Origin of the sequence: Janthinobacterium lividum (assembly GCF_034424625.1) — a bacterium.
Classification (GTDB): Bacteria; Pseudomonadota; Gammaproteobacteria; order Burkholderiales; family Burkholderiaceae_D; genus Janthinobacterium; species Janthinobacterium lividum.
This window is the reverse complement of the sequence record NZ_CP139976.1, coordinates 2,828,625-2,846,347: the sequence shown is the minus strand read 5'-3', so window position 1 is coordinate 2,846,347 and position 17,723 is coordinate 2,828,625. Positions and strand designations below refer to the sequence as shown.

Here is a 17,723-nt window from a genome sequence, read left to right as displayed (position 1 = left end):
CCTCCCGCAACTTCACCGTCACAAAGAGCAATGTAGTGCAAATCACAACAGAAGCCAATTACACAGGCACCCTGCAAGATCATCCCCTCTCCGCCCACTTCACCGTGCTCGGCTATGCCGATGGCGCCAGCAGCACCTTGCCGCCGCAGTTTTTCCGCGACTGGCTCGACCAGGAGCCGGGCTTTGGCCATTTCTTCATCGGCCGCTGCTCCGGTTTCGGCGTCGGTTCGCAAGTGAAATACGACAGCGGCAAGCAAAGCCTGTGCGTGGGGCGCTTTGTCGCCGGCGGCGCGCGCCTGCGCTTCGTGCTGAATGGCCAGCATGAAATGCGCACGATATCGACCTATATGCTCGGCGTGCTGGGCGGCGGCCTGAAATCGGCCGAGCCACCGCAGTACGACGACACCGTTATCAAGAACGATGTCTGGATCGGCGATGAAGTCATGATGTTGGGCGGCAGCGTGATTGAAAACGGCTGCGTCATCGGCGCGCGGGCGCTGCTGCCACCCAATTTCCGCTCCGAACCCTACGGAATATATGCGGGCTCGCCGGCGCGCCTGCTGCGCTACCGCTTTTCCGAAAAGGTGCGCGCCGGGCTGGTGGAACTGGCCTGGTGGGAAATGCCGCTGGCCTGGATACGCGCCAACAATGCCATGTTCATGGAAGACCTTTCCACGGATGAGGCAAAAGCGCTGCTGGTCATCGACATCCTGAAGACCAGCCGCAAGCAATGGGAACAGGAGCACGGCGCCATCGCCGTGTGAAGCCGCCGTCGGGGCGGCACTGCCATTCGCACAATATTTTCCGGTGCGCTGTGGCTTTGCGGGCACGCCGCTGCCAGCGGCGCATCGCCACGCAATAAAATTCCCATGGGAAAGTTTCTATTCCCCTCCCCAACAGTTACAATTCCAGCTGACCTTACTTTTCCCACTTGCCATGACCGATAGCGCCACCACTGAGATGCCTCTCGACAACGACCTGCAAGCAGCGCTTGCGGCGCACCAGGGGGGGCTGCTGGAGCAGGCAGAAGAGCTGTACCTGGCTATTTTGCAGGCCCAGCCTTATCACGCCATCGCCAATCACAACATGGGCTTGCTGGCGGGACAGGTTGGCCAATTCAAGGCCGGCCTGCCATACCTGCACAAGGCGCTGTCGGTGAATCCGGACGAAGGCCAGTTCTGGCTCTCCTACGCGGACGGCTTGCTGAAAGCGGGCGAGCGTGAGCAGGCGCTGGAAATCGTCAACGAAGCGATCACCCGCGGGCTGGACAACGAACAGTCGCAAACGCTGCGCAAGCGCGTGGAAACGGCGATTGCCGCCGCGCCGGGCGCACAGGAAATCCAGGCCGTCATCGACCTGTACCAGGCCGGCCGCCATGCCGAGCTGGAAGCGGCCAGCCGCGACCTGACGCAGCGCTACCCGCTCTCCGACTTTGCCTGGAGCGTGCTGGGCACCGCGCTGCAACAGCAGGGCAAGGATGCGCTGCAGGCATGGCAACGCACCGTGGAGCTGGCGCCGCACGACGCCGAAGCGCATGGCAACCTGGGCACCGCCTGCCAGGCGCGCGGCATGCACGAGGAGGCCGTCGCCAGTTATACGCGCGCGCTGCAGCTGAATCCGGACTTTGTCGAAGCTTATGGCAACCTGGCCGTGACCTTGCAGTCGCTGGGCCAACTGGAGCAGGCCGAGCAGGCTTACCGGCAGGCGCTGGCGCTGCGCCCCGATTATGCCAAGGCCCACTTCAATCTTGGCAATACGTTAAAGGCCATGCAGCGCAATGACGACGCCATCGCCAGCTACAAGGCGGCGCTGGCTCTGCTGCCCGGCGACGCGGAAGTCTACCTCAATCTCGGCAACGCCCAGCAAGACCTGAAACAATGGCAAGCCGCCATTTTCAGTTACCGCGCCGTGCTGCAGCTGGCGCCGCATAACACCGCCGTGCATGCCAACCTGGCCAGCGCGCTGCATGAAGCGGACGACTTCACGGGCGCAGCGGCCAGCTACCGGCGCGCCATCGAGGCAACACCGAACGAAGCCATGCTGTACAACAACCTGGCCCGCGCGCTGCAATCGCAGGGCCACGTCAGCGATGCCATCGCCGCCTATGAACAGGCACTGGCCATCGATGGCAACTTCGTGCAGGCGCTGAGCAGCCTGGGATTGCTGCAATGCCAGGAAAAAAATTATGCGTCGGCCATCGCCTTGTGCCAGCGCGCGCAGCTTCTGCAACCCGGCGATGCCCAGGCCTGCGGCCAGCTGGCCATCGTCTACGGCGCCGCCGAAGAGCAGGACAATGCGCTGCTGTACTTCCAGCGCGCGATCGACCTGGCGCCTGGCAGCGCCCTCGCCTACAACCAGCTGGGCGATTATTACAACACCATCCGCCGCTATGCCTTGGCCGTCGAAGCCTATCACGGCGCGACCGAGCGCGAACCGGACAACGACGAGATACACAACAATCTCGGCGTAGCGCTGCAGGCACTGCAGCGCTACGACGAAGCCCATGCCGCCTATCTGCGCGCGCTGGAACTCAACCCGAAGAACGTCTCGGCCATGTGCAACCTGGGCTCCGTGTTCCAGGCGCAAAAAAACTATGCGCAGGCGCAGACACACTACCAGGCGGCGGTTGCGCTCGACCCCACGTACGAGCGCGCCCACTTCGCGCTCGGCAACTGCCACGCGCTGACCAATGCGCCAACTGCGGCGCTGGAATGCTACCGCGCGGCGCTGGCCCTGAATCCCGACTTTCGCGACGCCTATGTCAACATCAGCGCCACCCTGAGCAATCTCGGCCGCATCGATGAAGCCATCGAAACCTGCCGCGCCGGCCTGAAAGTGTGCCCGCTGTGGGAGACCCTGTTCAGCAACTACCTGTTCCTGCTGTCGCACAGCGCCAAGCTCGATGCGGCCAGCCTGTTTGCCGAGCATCTGCGCTTTAGCGATACGTTCGAGACGCATGTGGCGAAAAGTGTCAAGGAGCACGGCAATGCGCGCGACCCGCTGCGCACCCTGAAAGTGGGCCTGGTCTCGGGCGACCTGCACAACCATCCCGTGCCACATTTCATCATCCCGGTGCTGGAGAATATCCGCGCCGAAGCGGGACTGTCGCTGCATGCCTACCATAACAATGCGCAGGATGACCACGTCACGCAGCGCTTGCGCGAAGTCATCCCCCACTGGCGCCAGGTCGAGCAGATGACCGACCTCGAACTGGCGCAGCAGATCCGCGACGACGGCATCGACATCCTGATCGACCTGTCGGGCCACACGGGCAAGAACCGCCTGCTGGTCTTTGCCAGCAAGCCGGCCCCCATCCAGGCCAGCTGGATCGGCTATCCGCTGACGACGGGCCTGCGCGCCATGGATTATTACCTGACCGATCCCTATTTCGCGCCGGACGGCATACTCGACAGTCAATTCACGGAAAAGCTGGTCCTGCTGCCGGCCTGCTCGCCGTTCCTGCCATCGGAATATGCACCCGGTATCCACCCTGCTCCCGCGCTGGCGAATGGCTACCTCACCTTCGGCAGCTTCAACCGCCTCAGCAAGATCAACCGCCAGGTCATCGCGCGCTGGTCCATGCTGCTGCGCGCCATTCCGGATGCCCGCATGCTGATCGCGGCCATGCCCACTTCCACGCCGTATCCGCTGCTCATGGACTGGTTCGAGGAAGAAGGCATCGCGCCGGAACGCCTGACCTTCGAGGGCCGCACGGGCATGACGCAGTTCATGGCAATGCACCATCGCGTCGATATCTGCCTCGACACTTTCCCGTACGGTGGCGGCACGACGACCTTCCACGCGCTGTGGATGGGCGTGCCCACCCTGACGACGGCTGGCGCCACCATGCCCAGCCGCGCCGGCACGTCGATCCTGCTGCAGGTGGGACTGGAAGAATTCATCGCCAAGGATGACGACGACTATGTGCGCAAGGCGCAGGCCATGGCGGCCAACCCGATGCTGCTGGGCGCCTACCGCTACAGCATGCGCCACCGCCTGGAACAATCGGCCATGGGCAACCCCAAGCTGATTACGGAAGGCCTGGAAAACAGCCTGCGCATCATGTGGCAGCGCTGGTGCGAAGGCTTGCCGCCCGTCTCGTTCGAGGCCCCCGTGGCCGCCCCCAACCCGCCGATTGGACTCGCATGAGCACGCAAAACAAGAATCCCGTGTATGTCACGCAGCCGCTGCTGCCTGACTTGCAGGACTTCCTGCCCTATCTGGAAACCATCTGGAAAAACAAGATCCTGACGAATGGCGGCCCGTTCCACCAGCAACTCGAACAGGCATTGTGCGACTACCTGGGCGTGAAATACATCAGTCTGTTCGCCAATGGCACCCTGGCGCTGATGACGGCGCTGCAGGCGCTGCGCATCAACGGTGAAGTCATCACCACGCCGTATTCGTTTGTCGCCACCGCGCACTCGCTGCTGTGGAACAGCATCAAACCCGTGTTCGTCGATATCGATCCGGACAGCCTGAACCTCGACCCGGCCAAGATCGAGGCCGCCATCACGCCGCAAACCACGGCCATCATGCCGGTGCACTGCTACGGCCGGCCATGCGACGTCGCCGCCATTGAAAAGATCGCCGACAACTACAACCTCAAGGTGATCTATGACGCGGCACACGCGTTCGGCGTGCGCCACCAGGGAAGTAGTGTGCTCAACCATGGCGACCTGTCCGTCCTCAGTTTTCACGCCACGAAGGTCTTCAACACCTTCGAAGGCGGCGCCATCATCTCGCCGGACGCCAAGACCAAGCAGCGCATCGACCACCTGAAAAACTTCGGCTTCGTCGACGAAGTCACGGTGGTAGCGCCTGGCATCAACGGCAAGATGAGCGAAATCAACGCCGCCTTCGGCCTGCTGCAGCTGAAAAATATCGATGCGGCACTGGCGCAGCGCAAGGAAATCGATGCGCGCTACCGGCGCAACCTGGCGCCCGTGCATGGCATCGACTGCCTGCAGCCGGCGCTGGACGCCACCACCAATCACGCGTACTTCCCCATCCTCGTGCGGCCGGAATTTCCGCTGAGCCGCGACGCGCTGTTTGCCATACTGCGCGAAAACAATATCTATGCGCGGCGCTATTTCTACCCGCTCATCAGTGACTTCCCCATGTACCGCGGCATGCCATCGGCGGCGCCCGCCAACCTGCCCGTGGCCCGCAGAGCGGCGGAACAGGTGATTTGCCTGCCCCTGTACCCGACCCTGGAAACGGCGCAGATCGACGCCATCAGCGACCTCATCGCCATGCACGGGGCGCCAGCGGCGCTGCTGAAAACAGCATGAGAGTGGCCATCATGCAGCCGTATTTCCTGCCGTACATTGGCTATTACCAGCTGATCGCGGCGGCCGACCTGTTCATCGTGTACGACAACATCAAGTACACGAAGAAAGGCTGGATCAACCGCAACCGCATGCTGCTCAACGGGCAAGACGCGACCTTCAGCGTGCCGCTGAAAAATGGCTCGGACCAGCTGCACATCGGCGAGCGCGAGGTCTCGGCCCAGTTTGACGGGGAAAAGCTGCTGAACCAGCTGAAGGCGGCGTATGCGCGCGCGCCGCACTTCCAGGACATCTTTCCGCTGCTCGAAGCGGTGGTGCGCCACCCTGCCGCCAACCTGTTCGACTTCCTGCTGCACAGCCTGCAAGCGACCTGCCGCCAACTGGGCATCGACACGCCCCTGGTGCGCTCGTCCGGCATTGCCATCGATCATGGACTCAAGAGCCAGGACAAGGTGCTCGCCCTGTGCCAGGCGGTGGGCGCGCAGCGCTACATCAATGCATCCGGCGGACAGGAGCTGTACCAGGCGGAGGCCTTCCAGGCCCGCGGCATCGCCCTGGAATTCATCCAGCCGCGCCCGGCGAGCTATGCGCAGTTCGGCGGCGAATTCGTGCCGTGGCTGTCGATCGTTGATGCCATGATGTTCAATGCCCCGCAAACATTGCAACTTGCCATCCAGAATCAGTATGATGTCATTCATCCGCCTGCCTGACAGCGGCAGCGCGCAAGCATCAGCCCATGACGACCTCTAACCATGCCCGTGCAGGCATCCACGCCATGCCAGCCGTGGACGCGCCCGGCGCAAGCAAGGAATAACAATGATTCAATCCTCCCCACGCGAAGCACCCTTCCGCTGGAAAAAACTCGGCAAGGTATTCACGCCCCAGGCCGTCGAAGGACGGCCCTGGCTGAAGGAATTTGCCCAGGCGCCTGCCACGCTCGTGTTCGACGACTACGTGCGCGTGTACTTCTCGTGCCGCCCAGGCCCCGACGCACAGGGCCAGTACGTCAGCTATTCAGCCTTTGTCGATCTCGAACGCAGCGACCTGTTCAAGATACGCCGGGTCAGCGAGCAGCCGATTCTCGCCCTGGGCGGCCTGGGCGAGTTCGATGAATTCGGCACCTATCCTGTCTCCGTGATCCGCGACGGCGGCCAGGTGCGCGCCTATTACGCGGGCTGGACGCGCTGCGAATCCGTGCCCTTCAACGTGGCTATCGGCGGCGCCGTCAGCGACGACGACGGCGTCACCTTCAGCAAGCTGGGCAAAGGTCCCGTGCTGCCCTACACGCCCGACGAGCCATTCGTCCTCAGCGGACCGAAGATCCGCCGTTTCGGCGACCTCTGGTACCTATGGTATATCGCAGGCAGCAACTGGAAGATGGTCGATGGCCGCGCCGAGCCTGTCTACAAGATCCGCATGGCCACCTCCGACGATGGGCTGCACTGGAACAAGGTCAACCGCGACCTGATCGATAGCCGCGTCGAGGCCGACGAGGCGCAAGCCAGCCCCGACGTGTTTTATGCGAATGGCAAGTATCACATGTTCTTTTGCTATCGCTATAGCGGCAATTACCGCGGCAAGGAATTTGGCTACCGCATCGGCTACGCATCCAGCAGCAACCTGCTCGACTGGGTGCGCGACGACAGCAAGGCGGGCATCGACGTGGCAGAGGAAGGCTGGGATGCTGAAATGATCAGCTATCCGCATGTCTTCGAGCTCGACGGCAGCATCTACATGGCTTACCTGGGCGACCAGGTGGGCCGCCACGGTTTCGGCCTGGCCGTATTGGAAGGAAACCTCGCATGAGCAAGACCCTGCAGTGGAAAAAGCTGGGCCATATCTTCGATCCCGCCGGACACGTCCTGCCAAATGGCTGCCAGCACTTCGCCCAGTCGCCGCAGGCGCTGGTCTTCGACGACTTCGTGCGCATCTATTTCTCGACCCGCGCGGTGGACCCCGTGAACGGCAAGTACCTGAGCCATATCGCCTTCGTCGATATGCAAAAGGACTTGCGTACCGTCATTGCAGTGGCGCAGCAGCCCGTCATCGCCCTGGGCGCCCTGGGATGCTTCGATGAACACGGCATTTTTCCCATGAGCGTCATGCGCCATGGCGACGCCGTGTATGGCTACACCTGCGGCTGGAACCGGCGCGTTTCCGTGTCCGTGGATACCGCCATCGGACTGGCCATCAGCCATGACGATGGCCTCACGTTCGAACGCATCGGCCCAGGCCCCGTACTGGGCCCGTCCCTGCACGAACCCTGCCTGGTCGGCGATGGCTTCGTCAAGCGCATCGGCGACGTGTTCCACATGTGGTACATCTTCGGCACGGGCTGGCGCCGCTACAGCGCCGACAGCGCGCCCGACCGCACCTACAAGATCGGCCATGCCGTCTCCAGCGACGGCATCAACTGGACCAAGGAAGAGGCACGCCAGATCATCAGCGACCGGCTCGGCGCCGACGAAAGCCAGGCCCTGCCCACAGTGGTGACGATCGACGGACGCCACCACATGTTCTTCTGCTATCGCCAATCGTCGGATTTCCGTGTCAACAGCGGGCGCGGCTACCGCATCGGCCATGCCTGGTCCGACGACCTGGTCAACTGGACGCGCGATGACGAGCAACCGGCGCTGCACGGCACTGATGGCGCATGGGATAGCGACATGCAATGCTATCCGCACGTGTTCGAATGCGACGGCGCAGTCTACCTGCTCTACAACGGCAACCAGTTCGGCCGCCACGGCTTCGGCCTGGCCGTGCTGGAACAATGATGCCGGTGCTCGACTACCGGCACGGGCAAGCGGGTGAAGACGCGCTGCTGGCCCACTTCCTGGCCTGCGATGCCGGTTTTTTGGCCGCTTTGCGCGCGCGCACGGAGTTGGGCGCCTATGTCAGCAAGCTGCATGCGCGGGCACTGCGCTACGAGGCGTGGTCGGGTCCGCGCCTGGCGGGCTTGCTGGCTGCCTACCAACACGACGCGTCGGCAACCGTCCACATCAGCAATGTCAGCGTACTCGGCGACTTTTGGCGCCTGGGCATCGCGGGCCGCCTGCTGGAACTGTGCCTGGAACAGGCGCGCCGCGATGGCATGCGGCACGCCTCCCTGGAAGTGGCCGGCGACAACCATGCCGCACTTGCCCTGTATGGCGCAGCGGGGTTCCTGCCGGCCGGCCCGGCGGAAGGCACGATGCTGCGCATGCAGCTACAACTAATTCACCCATAGCGAGACCGCCATGACCAATACACGTGATTACAATCAAGAAATGATCGACAGCCAGGCCAGGAAATATGCCTACGGCTTCGATTTCGATGTCATGCATCCCTATATGCTGACGTCGTTCCAGCCTTTTTTCCGCCCTGGCAGCCTGCTCGAACTGGGCAGCTTCAAAGGCGACCTGACGCGGCGTCTGGCCAGCCACTTCGACGACATCACCTGCGTCGAGGCGTCCGAAGTGGCCGCCGCGGAGGCACGCGCGAAACTGGGCACGGCGGCGCAGATCATCGTCTCGCGCTTCGAACAGGCCGTCCTGCCGCGCAAATATGACAATATCGTGCTCACGCACGTGCTGGAACATATCGATGATCCCGTTGCGGTGCTCAAGCGCATCAATGACGAATGGCTGGCCGACGGCGGCAGTTTTTTCCTCGTCTGCCCCAACGCGAACGCACCGTCGCGCCAGATCGCCGTCAAAATGGGCTTGATCAGCCACAATACGGCCGTCACACCGGCCGAGGCCGAACATGGCCACCGCTGCACCTACACGCTCGATACCCTGGAACGCGATGCGCGCGCCGCCGGCCTGAACGTGGTGCACCGCTCCGGCATCTTCTTCAAGGCCCTGGCCAATTTCCAATGGGATCGCTTGCTGCAGACGGACATCATTTCTCCCGCCTACCTGGATGGCTGTTATCAATTAGGCCAGCAATATCCGGATTTATGCTCGAGTATTTTCCTGCTCTGCACGCGCGGCCCCACGGCACCGGCACCAGCGGTTTGAGCAGTCAGGCGATATGCGGGGAAAAAATAAAAATATTTCCTCATTGCATTTAATAAGTTCCGCGGCCCGGTCGTCTTGTACTGATAGGAGCAGCTAAAAGTCGCTCCTCACCGCAACCACCCAATTAGGAATGACACCATGCTGAGCCTTCACACCAACGCTGCCTCCCTGTCGGCACAAAATTCGATCACGAATACCCAATCCAAACTGTCGACTTCGATGACGCGCCTGAGCACCGGCTTCCGCATCAACTCGGCAATGGACGATGCTGCCGGCCTGCAAATCGCAACCCGCCTGAAAGCACAAACCAGCGGCATGACCGTTGCGATGAACAACACGCAAAACAGCACCTCGCTGCTGCAAACGGCTGAAGGCGCGTTCGCCGAAGTGACCAACATGCTGGTACGCATGAAAGACTTGGCAACCCAGGCAGCCGATGCCTCGTCGACCGCCAACGACAAGACCGCCATGCAAGCTGAATACAATGCATTGGGCCAGGAACTGTACAACGTCATGACCAACACCACGTTCGGCGGCACCAAGCTGCTGGGCGACGGTTCGGCCGCTACGGCTGGCACGCTGTCGGCATCGATGACGTTCCAGATCGGCGCCAGCTCGACCGAAAAAATGAGCTTCGACGTTTCCGGCAACCTGACCTCGCTGAACGCAGCTCTGACGGGGCTGAGCACCAACTTCGCCGCTGCCGCATCGACCGGCGCCACGGAACTGACCGCCACCGCCAACGCCACCATCGGCAAGCTGGCCGCCGCCATCGACAGCGTCAGCACCGTGCGTTCGGCACTGGGCGCGACGGCTAACCGTCTGGACCACGTCAACACCAACTTGTCGAACATCGCCACCAACACCAAAGCCGCTACCGGCCGCATCATGGACACCGACTTCGCTACCGAAAGCTCGAACATGACGTCGTCGCAAATGCTGCTGCAAGCTGGCACCGCGATGCTGAAACAAAGCAACAGCATGTCCTCGATGGTCATGTCCCTGCTGCAATAATAGTGACTTGGCCGCTGGCGGCCAGTCTCTCGAAGCCAGACTCCGGTCTGGCTTTTTTTTCGTGCGCAGCTGGCGCAAGCATGCCGCAACACGGGCCAAACAGGCCGGCGGAGCAAGAAATGGCATTTATTTCAAAAAATTTCCTTAAAGCATTTAATTAAGGTGGCGGCACGGTCGTCTTGTACTGATAGGAGCAGCTAAAAGTCGCTCCTCACCGCAACCACCCAATTAGGAATGACACCATGCTGAGCCTTCACACCAACGCTGCCTCCCTGTCGGCACAAAATTCGATCACGAATACCCAATCCAAACTGTCGACTTCGATGACGCGCCTGAGCACCGGCTTCCGCATCAACTCGGCAATGGACGATGCTGCCGGCCTGCAGATCGCAACCCGCCTGAAAGCACAAACCAGCGGCATGACCGTTGCAATGAACAACACGCAAAACAGCACCTCGCTGCTGCAAACGGCTGAAGGCGCGTTCGCCGAAGTGACCAACATGCTGGTACGCATGAAAGACTTGGCAACCCAGGCAGCCGATGCCTCGTCGACCGCCAACGACAAGACCGCCATGCAAGCTGAATACAATGCATTGGGCCAGGAACTGTACAACGTCATGACCAACACCACGTTCGGCGGCACCAAGCTGCTGGGCAACGGCGCAGCCGGCAATGGCACGCTGTCGGCTTCGATGACGTTCCAGATCGGCGCCAGCTCGACCGAAAAAATGAGCTTTGACGTCTCCGCCAATCTGAGCGCGCTGAATACCGCCCTGAGCGGCTTGAGCACGAACTTCTCGTCGGCAGGCACGACGACTTCCACGGAACTGACCGCTTCCGCCAATGCCACCATCGGCCTGCTGGCTACCGCCATCGACAGCGTCAGCACCGTGCGTTCGGCACTGGGCGCGACGGCCAACCGTCTGGACCACGTCAACACCAACTTGTCGAACATCGCCACCAACACCAAAGCCGCTACCGGCCGCATCATGGACACCGACTTCGCTACCGAAAGCTCGAACATGACGTCGTCGCAAATGCTGCTGCAAGCTGGCACCGCGATGCTGAAACAAAGCAACAGCATGTCCTCGATGGTCATGTCCCTGCTGCAATAATAGTGACTTGGCCGCTCGCGGCCAGTCTCTCGAAGCCAGACTCCGGTCTGGCTTTTTTTTCGCCTGCCGTGTCTGGCATTTCCCGCATATTGAACTAAATTGCCATCACGTTTAACGATGTTGCCGGCATAGTCGCCTATACAAGGTAGAACACCGAACAATCGCCTACTGGAGCCGCCGCGTGCTGAGCATTCATACCAATACTGCCGCACTGTCAGCCCAGCGGGCCATGGGCTGGGCCCAGCAAATGCTGTCGACGTCGATGACGCGCCTCTCCACCGGTTTTCGCATCAACTCGGCCATGGACGATGCGGCAGGCTTGCAGATCGCCACCAGGCTGAGCGCCCAGACCAGCGGCATGGCAGTGGCCATGCGCAACACGCAAAACAGTACTTCCCTGCTGCAGACGGCCGAAGGCGCGTTTGGCGAAGTCACCAGCATGCTGGTGCGCATGAAGGACCTGGCCACCCAGGCGGCGGACGCCTCGTCGAACCAGAAGGACCGCGAGGCCATGCAGGGCGAATACGATGCGCTGGGCGCCGAGCTGTACAACGTGATGACAAACACCCGCTACGGCGGCACTTTATTGCTGGGCAACGGCAGCGCCGGCAAGGGCACCCTGTCGCAAGCCATGACATTCCAGATCGGCGCCACCGGCAGCGAGACCATGCAGTTCAACGTGGCGGGCGACATGGCCGGCCTGGATGCCGCCCTGCAGGCGATCTCCGTCAATTTCGCGCCAGGCGCCACAGCCGGCAGCGAATTTACCAGCAACAGCAGCGCCAACGGCATGATCGACATGCTGGTGGCGGCCGTCGACAAGGTCGGCAGCGTGCGCTCGGCGCTGGGCGCCACCGCGAACCGGCTCGGACACGTCTACAACAACCTGTCGAACATGATCACCAATACCAGGGCCGCCATCGGCCGCATCATGGATGTCGATTACGCGGCCGAAAGCGCCAACATGGCCTCGGCCCAAATGCTGCTGCAAGCGAGCACGGCCATGCTCAAGCAAAGCCAGAGCATGAGCAAGTTGATTCTTTCTTTACTACAATAGTGACTGGCAGGGCGCGATGGCGGATCGGATGAATATGTATCAGCAGGAAGCAATGGTATGGCGATAGACCGCATCTCATCGGGCAACCCGGTGCCCCTGATTACCCAGCGCTTCGACGTCAGCCCCGCGACGCCGATGGTGCCGGGCGTGGTCCAGCCGCTGGTGCCCATCGGCCCCTACATGGCGCCCGCGCCCGACGCCGGCACCCTGCCCGCCCAGCTGCAACAGAAGGGGCAAGACAGCCTGGCGTCCCTCATCAAGCCGAATGCCGATGGCACGGGCGGCGCCATGCCGCGCGACAGCAGCGCCATGCAGGTCAATCAACTGTTCTTCACGCGCCAGCTGGTCTGGCAACCGCCCGACGCGGCGCAGCTGGCCGCCTCGTGGCGCGTGATGGTCAAGACGTATGGCGAGCAATATGCGGCCCTGCAGGAGCAGGCGCGCGGCCAGCACGTGCCGGGCAACCTGTTCATGGCAGAGCAGCAACCGGCCCTGCTGCGCGAAGGCGCCCGCCCGCCCTTGAGCGTCGACAGCGAAGCATGGCGCTTCGCCGTATATGGCTGGGGCGGCCAGCGCCTGCTGCTGCGCGTGCTGGCCAGCGACGAAGACGAAGATGCCACGCCCAGGCGGCGCGGCAAGGTGGCGCTGCGCGTCGAACTGATCATCATCGGCATCGGCCGGGTCGTGATCCAGATGGAGCCGGCCGGCGACGGCGTGCTGCTGGAACTGGCCGCCGACGAGGAAGCCGCATTGCGCCATTTGCGCCTGGCCCTGCCCGAGATCGCCGACGCCGTGCGGCGCGCGGGCCTGCGCGTGGTGCGCTGCCGCCTCAACCGCCAACTGCATGCCCAGCGCGTGCACGGCAACTACCCGATGCAGGCGGGCGCCGCCTCGCTGTCGCTGGCACTGTTCCGCGCCATGGCCGAAGTGGCGCTGCTGCTGACGCAGCCGGAAGCGGAAGCGGCGGCCAATCCCGATGCGCCCGCTGCCAGCGAAGCCGCGGCGGCGGCCGAAGAGGAAACCATCGCCGTCTCGAAGGAAGTGGCGGCGCCGCTCGGTTACGACTATGGCGACGACGAAGAGACGGCGCAAAGCGGCACCGTACTGCTGCTGGCCGACGGCCAGGAGCACGACCTGCTGCCGCCCATCGACGAACAGGATTGACGCAACAGAATTGATACAGCAAAAAAAACGGCGCCCGAAGCGCCGTTTTTCTTTTCATGTCACCGTCCTATCCCACCGTGCCGATGATGCTCACTTCGCGGTTTTCCGGGATTTCGTTGTATGACAGCACATGCAGGCCAGGCGCGAACAGGCGCGCATAGCGGGCCAGCAGCGGACGGATCTGCGGCAGCACCAACAGCAGCGGCGGCGTGGCCTGCTGCTTCATCTGTTCGCGCGCCACCGGCATGTTCACTTGCAGCTGCGACAGCAGATGAGGGTCGATCGGATAGTTATCCAGGGTCACCTTGCCCGACTGGCGCGCCTGGTTCAGGGAGCCCAGCAGCATGTTTTCCAGCTCGCCGCCCAGGTTAAACGCCTGCATTTCCATCTTCTGGCCAAACAGCCCGCTGACGATCTGGCGCCGCAGCGCGCAGCGCACTTCGGCCGCCAGCAGGATCGGATCCTTGGTCGTTTCCGAGCTGTCGAGCAAGGTGGTGGCGATGGGCACGATATCTTTCAGCGATACATTTTCCGCCAGCAAGACGCGGAACACGCGCAGCAGTTGCGTGTGCGTCAGCGCCTTGTCCAGCGCGCCAGCCAGTTTCGGCGACAGGGCCGTCAGGCGCTCCATCATGTTCGAGACGTCTTCGTGGCGGAACAGTTCAGGCAGGTATTCGCGCACCATCTTCGACAAGTGCGTGGCGATCACGCTGGGCGCCTCGATGACCTGGTAGCCGAGGCCCAGCGCATGCGCCTTCTCACCCGGTTCGATCCACGTGACGGGCATGCCGTAGGCCGGCTCGATGCCGGGAATGCCGTCCAGTTGGCCATACACATTCGGCGACGGGATCGCCATCAGGCGGTCGGCCTGCACTTCCGCCTGCGCCACCACGGTGCCCGACAGCACGATGGCGTATTGCGACGGCTTCAGGGCCAGGTCGTCGCGCACGCCGATATTCGGCAGCAGCAAGCCCATCGCCTCGGACAGGCTCTGGCGCACGCCCTTGACGCGCTTGTTCAGCGGTTCGCCTTGCGTTTTATCCACCATGCCAACCAGCTTGTAGCCGAGCATCACCATCAAGGGCTGCACGGCAGGCAGTTGCTGCCACTCCAGTTCGGCCGGACGCTCGTCGCGCAAGGCTGCCTCGATGGCGGCCATGCCGGCCGCGTCGGGTCCTTTCACGCGCTTGGTCAGGCGCCAGGCAACAAAAGCCAGCACGCCGGCAAAGGTCATGAACATGAACCATGGCATGCCCGGAATCAGGGCCAGCGCCACCATCATGCCGGCCGCGCTGTAGATCACCGTTGGCGACGTCAGCACCTGGCCCGCCACTTGCTGTTCGAAGTCGCCCGAATCACTGATGCGGGTCACCAGGATGGCGGCCGCGGCCGACAGCAGCAGCGCCGGAATCTGCGCCACCAGGCCATCACCGATGGTCAAGAGTGCGTATTGACGGAAGGCATCGCCAAACGACAGGTCGTGCATCAGCGAGCCGATGGCCACGCCGCCCACCATGTTGATGATCAGGATCAGGATACTGGCGACGGCATCGCCGCGCACGAACTTCGACGCGCCGTCCATGGCGCCATAGAAATCCGCTTCGGCGGCCACGTCCTTGCGGCGGATCTGGGCTTTTTCCTGGTTGATCAAGCCGGCGTTCAGGTCGGCGTCGATGGCCATCTGCTTGCCGGGCAAGGCATCGAGGGTAAAGCGCGCGGACACTTCGGAGATACGCTCGGCGCCCTTGGTGACGACGGCGAAGTTGATGATCATCAAGATCACGAAGACCACGATACCGACGACGAAGTTACCGCCGATCACGACGTTACCAAATGCCTCGATCACCTTACCGGCCGCATCCGCGCCCGTATGGCCGTGCAGCAGCACCACGCGCGTCGACGCCACATTCAAGGTCAGCCTGAGCATGGTGGTCGCCAGGATCACCGTCGGGAAGACGGAGAAATCGAGCGGCCGCTTGGCCGACACGCTGACGAGGATGACGATCAGTGCCAGCACGATATTGAAAGTGAACAAGATATCGAGCAGCACCGGCGGCAGCGGCAAGATGATCATTGCCAGGATCACCAGCAGGAACAGCGGCGTGGCGAACTTGTGGCGGCGCATTTCAGCAACCACTCGGTTCAGGAAATTCATGGCGGTACGACCTCGCTCAGATGAGATGGCACGGCCATCTCGGTGGGTAATACGGGCTGGGCAGCACGCTGCCCGGACCGGAATGCTTTCAATTGCAGGATGTAGTTCAGCACCTGCGACACGGCCTGGTACAGCTGCACGGGAATCTGCTGCTGCACCTGGCTGGTGTTGTAGATGGCGCGCGCCAGCGGCGGCAACTCCAGCGTTTCAATATGGTGCTCCTTCGCCACTTGCCGGATATACAGCGCCATCTCGTCGACGCCCTTGGCCACGACAAACGGCGCCTCGGCGCGATCCTGGTCATACTTCAGCGCGACAGCGTAATGCTCGGGATTGACGATCACCACGTCGGCGTCGGGCACGGTCTTGCGCACGCTGCGCCGGCCGATCTGCTGCTGCAGCTGGCGGATGCGCTGGCGCACTTCGGGGCGGCCTTCGCTGCTTTTATGCTCTTCCTTGACATCCTGCTTGCTCATGCGCTGGTTGCGGGCAAAGAAAAATGCCTGCGCCGGCACGTCGATGATGGCAAACAGGACGAAGACGGAAATGAGCGCCATCAAGCCATCGAGCATCAGCGCGGAGCCATCGAGCATGGCCTGCTGCAAGGGCCGGTGCTGCAAGTCCACGTACTGCGTCAGGCTGGAGCGGCTCACATGCACCAGCACCATGCCCAGCACGACGGCCTTGGCGATGGACAAGCCGAATTCAAAAGCATGCTTGGGCGCAAACAGACGGCCCAGGTTCTTGGCGGGGCTCAGGCGTTCCATCTTCGGCATCCAGTTCTTCGTGCTGATGACCCAGCCGCCAGGAATCAATGAGCCAAGCACAACAAACAGGGGCACGCAAAACAGCGGTACGATCATCTTGATCAGCAAGCCTACCGATGTCGTAAACGCCATCGACATGGCATTTTCCAGCGCGCCCTTGCTGTCGAGCGGCATGAAAGCCATGGCGAACAGCTCGCGAAAGCTCAGCAGATAGCCCGGCAGCAGGTAAATGAAGACCTTCATGCTGATCAGGATGCCGAGCGCCGTCGACAGGTCGCGCGAACGCACCACCTGCCCTTCCTGGCGCGATTTCTTCAGCTTCTGCGCTGACGCCTTTTCTGTCTTGTCGCCCGTGCTGCTATCCGCCATGGGCCACCCGCATCTGTTCCTGGATCATGTCGAGCACGCGGTTGGTCATGGCGATGTAGTGCTCAGGAATAAAGCGCACGATCTGTATCAGCATCAGCAGGCCGAACATGGTGATCATGGAAAAACCCAGCGAAAACAGGTTCAGCGACGGCGCCACCCGGTTCAGGAAGCCAAAGCCCAGTTGCACCACCATGGTGGAAAAGACGATGGGCAAGGCCAGCAGCATGGCGGCGGCGAAGATCCACGCCACGTTATACGCCACCGTCTGCAGCAGCAGCGGCCCATAGCCCTGCCCCACGGGCCAGGCCGTGAAACTGGCGCCGATCACGCCCGTCAGCACCAGGTGGCCGTCGATGGCGAAAAACACGATCATGCACATGATGGTGAGCAAACCCGTGATCACGTCCGACGAAGTGCCGTTGAGCGGATCGTTCATCACCGCCATGGAAAAACCCACCTGGCTCGACACCAGGTAGCCGAGCACCGACATGACGGACATGGCGAAGTGGAAGGCCAGACCGAGGACGAAGCCGATGATGGCCTGCTCCAGGGTGGCGACGAGGGCGTGCAGGGAAAACGGATCGATCTTCAGCAAGTCCTGCGACACGCCCGACGCCTGCATCACGGGCAGCATCAGGATCGCCAGCACCAGCGACAGCAGCACCCGCACGGGGACGGGCACCATGGCGTCGCCGATCACGGGCGAGGCGCTGAGCATGGCCAGGATGCGGCAGAACGGCCACCACACGGCCAGCAGAAACGGCAGCACCTGATTGAAAATCTGATCCAT

Annotated in this window: 15 protein-coding genes; 12 read left to right on the top strand and 3 right to left on the bottom strand. The window is 62.3% G+C overall.

Annotated features, from left to right (window positions below; genetic code table 11):
• Positions 1-35 precede the first annotated feature (35 nt).
• The 12 genes from U0004_RS12990 (at position 36) to U0004_RS12935 (ending at position 13,642) form a co-directional block, all read left to right on the top strand.
• Positions 36-764 carry an LbetaH domain-containing protein gene (locus tag U0004_RS12990; protein WP_070253607.1) on the top strand — a complete coding sequence of 243 codons (729 nt, stop codon included), beginning with the start codon at positions 36-38 and terminating at the stop codon, positions 762-764.
• Between the two features lie 172 nt (positions 765-936).
• Positions 937-4,149, top strand: coding sequence for a tetratricopeptide repeat protein (locus U0004_RS12985; protein ID WP_081345403.1), 3,213 nt, complete (start codon positions 937-939; stop codon positions 4,147-4,149).
• A complete protein-coding gene (vioA, locus tag U0004_RS12980) occupies positions 4,146-5,294 on the top strand; it encodes a dTDP-4-amino-4,6-dideoxy-D-glucose aminotransferase VioA (RefSeq protein WP_070253609.1) in 1,149 nt (382 codons plus the stop codon). Before U0004_RS12985 ends, vioA begins: the two co-directional genes overlap by 4 nt.
• The gene (locus U0004_RS12975) at positions 5,291-6,001 is read left to right on the top strand and encodes a WbqC family protein (protein WP_070253611.1); all 711 of its coding nucleotides are present in this window, start codon (positions 5,291-5,293) and stop codon (positions 5,999-6,001) included. Before vioA ends, U0004_RS12975 begins: the two co-directional genes overlap by 4 nt.
• A gap of 106 nt (positions 6,002-6,107) precedes the next feature.
• Entirely contained in the window at positions 6,108-7,097 is a 990-nt protein-coding gene (locus U0004_RS12970) for a glycoside hydrolase family protein (protein ID WP_070253613.1), read from the top strand.
• A complete protein-coding gene (locus U0004_RS12965) occupies positions 7,094-8,065 on the top strand; it encodes a glycoside hydrolase family protein (protein ID WP_070253614.1) in 972 nt (323 codons plus the stop codon). Before U0004_RS12970 ends, U0004_RS12965 begins: the two co-directional genes overlap by 4 nt.
• On the top strand, positions 8,065-8,517 hold the full coding sequence (locus U0004_RS12960; RefSeq protein WP_070253615.1) for a GNAT family N-acetyltransferase: 453 nt from the start codon (positions 8,065-8,067) through the stop codon (positions 8,515-8,517). Before U0004_RS12965 ends, U0004_RS12960 begins: the two co-directional genes overlap by 1 nt.
• Before the next feature lie 10 nt (positions 8,518-8,527).
• Positions 8,528-9,292 (top strand): class I SAM-dependent methyltransferase, encoded by a 765-nt coding sequence (locus U0004_RS12955; protein WP_034784226.1) that lies wholly within the window; start codon positions 8,528-8,530, stop codon positions 9,290-9,292.
• A 138-nt stretch (positions 9,293-9,430) separates the two neighbouring features.
• Positions 9,431-10,306, top strand: a complete 876-nt coding sequence (locus U0004_RS12950) for a flagellin N-terminal helical domain-containing protein (protein WP_070253616.1) — start codon at positions 9,431-9,433, stop codon at positions 10,304-10,306.
• A gap of 242 nt (positions 10,307-10,548) precedes the next feature.
• Positions 10,549-11,421 (top strand): flagellin N-terminal helical domain-containing protein, encoded by an 873-nt coding sequence (locus U0004_RS12945; RefSeq protein WP_070253617.1) that lies wholly within the window; start codon positions 10,549-10,551, stop codon positions 11,419-11,421.
• A 181-nt stretch (positions 11,422-11,602) separates the two neighbouring features.
• Entirely contained in the window at positions 11,603-12,478 is an 876-nt protein-coding gene (locus U0004_RS12940) for a flagellin N-terminal helical domain-containing protein (RefSeq protein WP_070253618.1), read from the top strand.
• Between the two features lie 57 nt (positions 12,479-12,535).
• Complete coding sequence (locus U0004_RS12935; RefSeq protein WP_070253619.1) at positions 12,536-13,642, top strand: hypothetical protein; 1,107 nt, start codon at positions 12,536-12,538, stop codon at positions 13,640-13,642.
• Positions 13,643-13,709: 67 nt separating this feature from the next.
• Here U0004_RS12935 and U0004_RS12930 read toward each other — a convergent pair whose 3' ends face one another.
• The 3 genes from U0004_RS12930 to U0004_RS12920 are packed head-to-tail and all read right to left on the bottom strand — an operon-like array spanning position 13,710 to position 17,723.
• Positions 13,710-15,797 carry a flagellar biosynthesis protein FlhA gene (locus U0004_RS12930; protein WP_070253620.1) on the bottom strand — a complete coding sequence of 696 codons (2,088 nt, stop codon included), beginning with the start codon at positions 15,795-15,797 and terminating at the stop codon, positions 13,710-13,712.
• Positions 15,794-16,933, bottom strand: a complete 1,140-nt coding sequence (gene flhB / locus U0004_RS12925; protein ID WP_034787883.1) for a flagellar type III secretion system protein FlhB — start codon at positions 16,931-16,933, stop codon at positions 15,794-15,796. Before flhB ends, U0004_RS12930 begins: the two co-directional genes overlap by 4 nt.
• Positions 16,923-17,723 carry a flagellar biosynthetic protein FliR gene (locus U0004_RS12920; RefSeq protein WP_070253621.1) on the bottom strand — a complete coding sequence of 267 codons (801 nt, stop codon included), beginning with the start codon at positions 17,721-17,723 and terminating at the stop codon, positions 16,923-16,925. The genes flhB and U0004_RS12920 overlap by 11 nt, the downstream gene beginning before the upstream one ends.

Excerpts from the sequence above, each read along its gene's own strand:
- U0004_RS12960 (WP_070253615.1), top strand. The coding sequence starts at position 8,065 with ATGCCGGTGCTCGACTACCGGCACGGGCAAGCGGGTGAAGACGCGCTG.
- U0004_RS12985 (WP_081345403.1), top strand. The coding sequence starts at position 937 with ATGACCGATAGCGCCACCACTGAGATGCCTCTCGACAACGACCTGCAA.
- U0004_RS12965 (WP_070253614.1), top strand. The coding sequence starts at position 7,094 with ATGAGCAAGACCCTGCAGTGGAAAAAGCTGGGCCATATCTTCGATCCC.
- U0004_RS12950 (WP_070253616.1), top strand. The coding sequence starts at position 9,431 with ATGCTGAGCCTTCACACCAACGCTGCCTCCCTGTCGGCACAAAATTCG.
- U0004_RS12970 (WP_070253613.1), top strand. The coding sequence starts at position 6,108 with ATGATTCAATCCTCCCCACGCGAAGCACCCTTCCGCTGGAAAAAACTC.
- U0004_RS12945 (WP_070253617.1), top strand. The coding sequence starts at position 10,549 with ATGCTGAGCCTTCACACCAACGCTGCCTCCCTGTCGGCACAAAATTCG.
- U0004_RS12935 (WP_070253619.1), top strand. The coding sequence starts at position 12,536 with ATGGCGATAGACCGCATCTCATCGGGCAACCCGGTGCCCCTGATTACC.
- flhB (WP_034787883.1), bottom strand. The coding sequence starts at position 16,933 with ATGGCGGATAGCAGCACGGGCGACAAGACAGAAAAGGCGTCAGCGCAG.
- U0004_RS12930 (WP_070253620.1), bottom strand. The coding sequence starts at position 15,797 with ATGAATTTCCTGAACCGAGTGGTTGCTGAAATGCGCCGCCACAAGTTC.
- U0004_RS12920 (WP_070253621.1), bottom strand. The coding sequence starts at position 17,723 with ATGGATCAGATTTTCAATCAGGTGCTGCCGTTTCTGCTGGCCGTGTGG.
- vioA (WP_070253609.1), top strand. The coding sequence starts at position 4,146 with ATGAGCACGCAAAACAAGAATCCCGTGTATGTCACGCAGCCGCTGCTG.
- U0004_RS12975 (WP_070253611.1), top strand. The coding sequence starts at position 5,291 with ATGAGAGTGGCCATCATGCAGCCGTATTTCCTGCCGTACATTGGCTAT.
- U0004_RS12955 (WP_034784226.1), top strand. The coding sequence starts at position 8,528 with ATGACCAATACACGTGATTACAATCAAGAAATGATCGACAGCCAGGCC.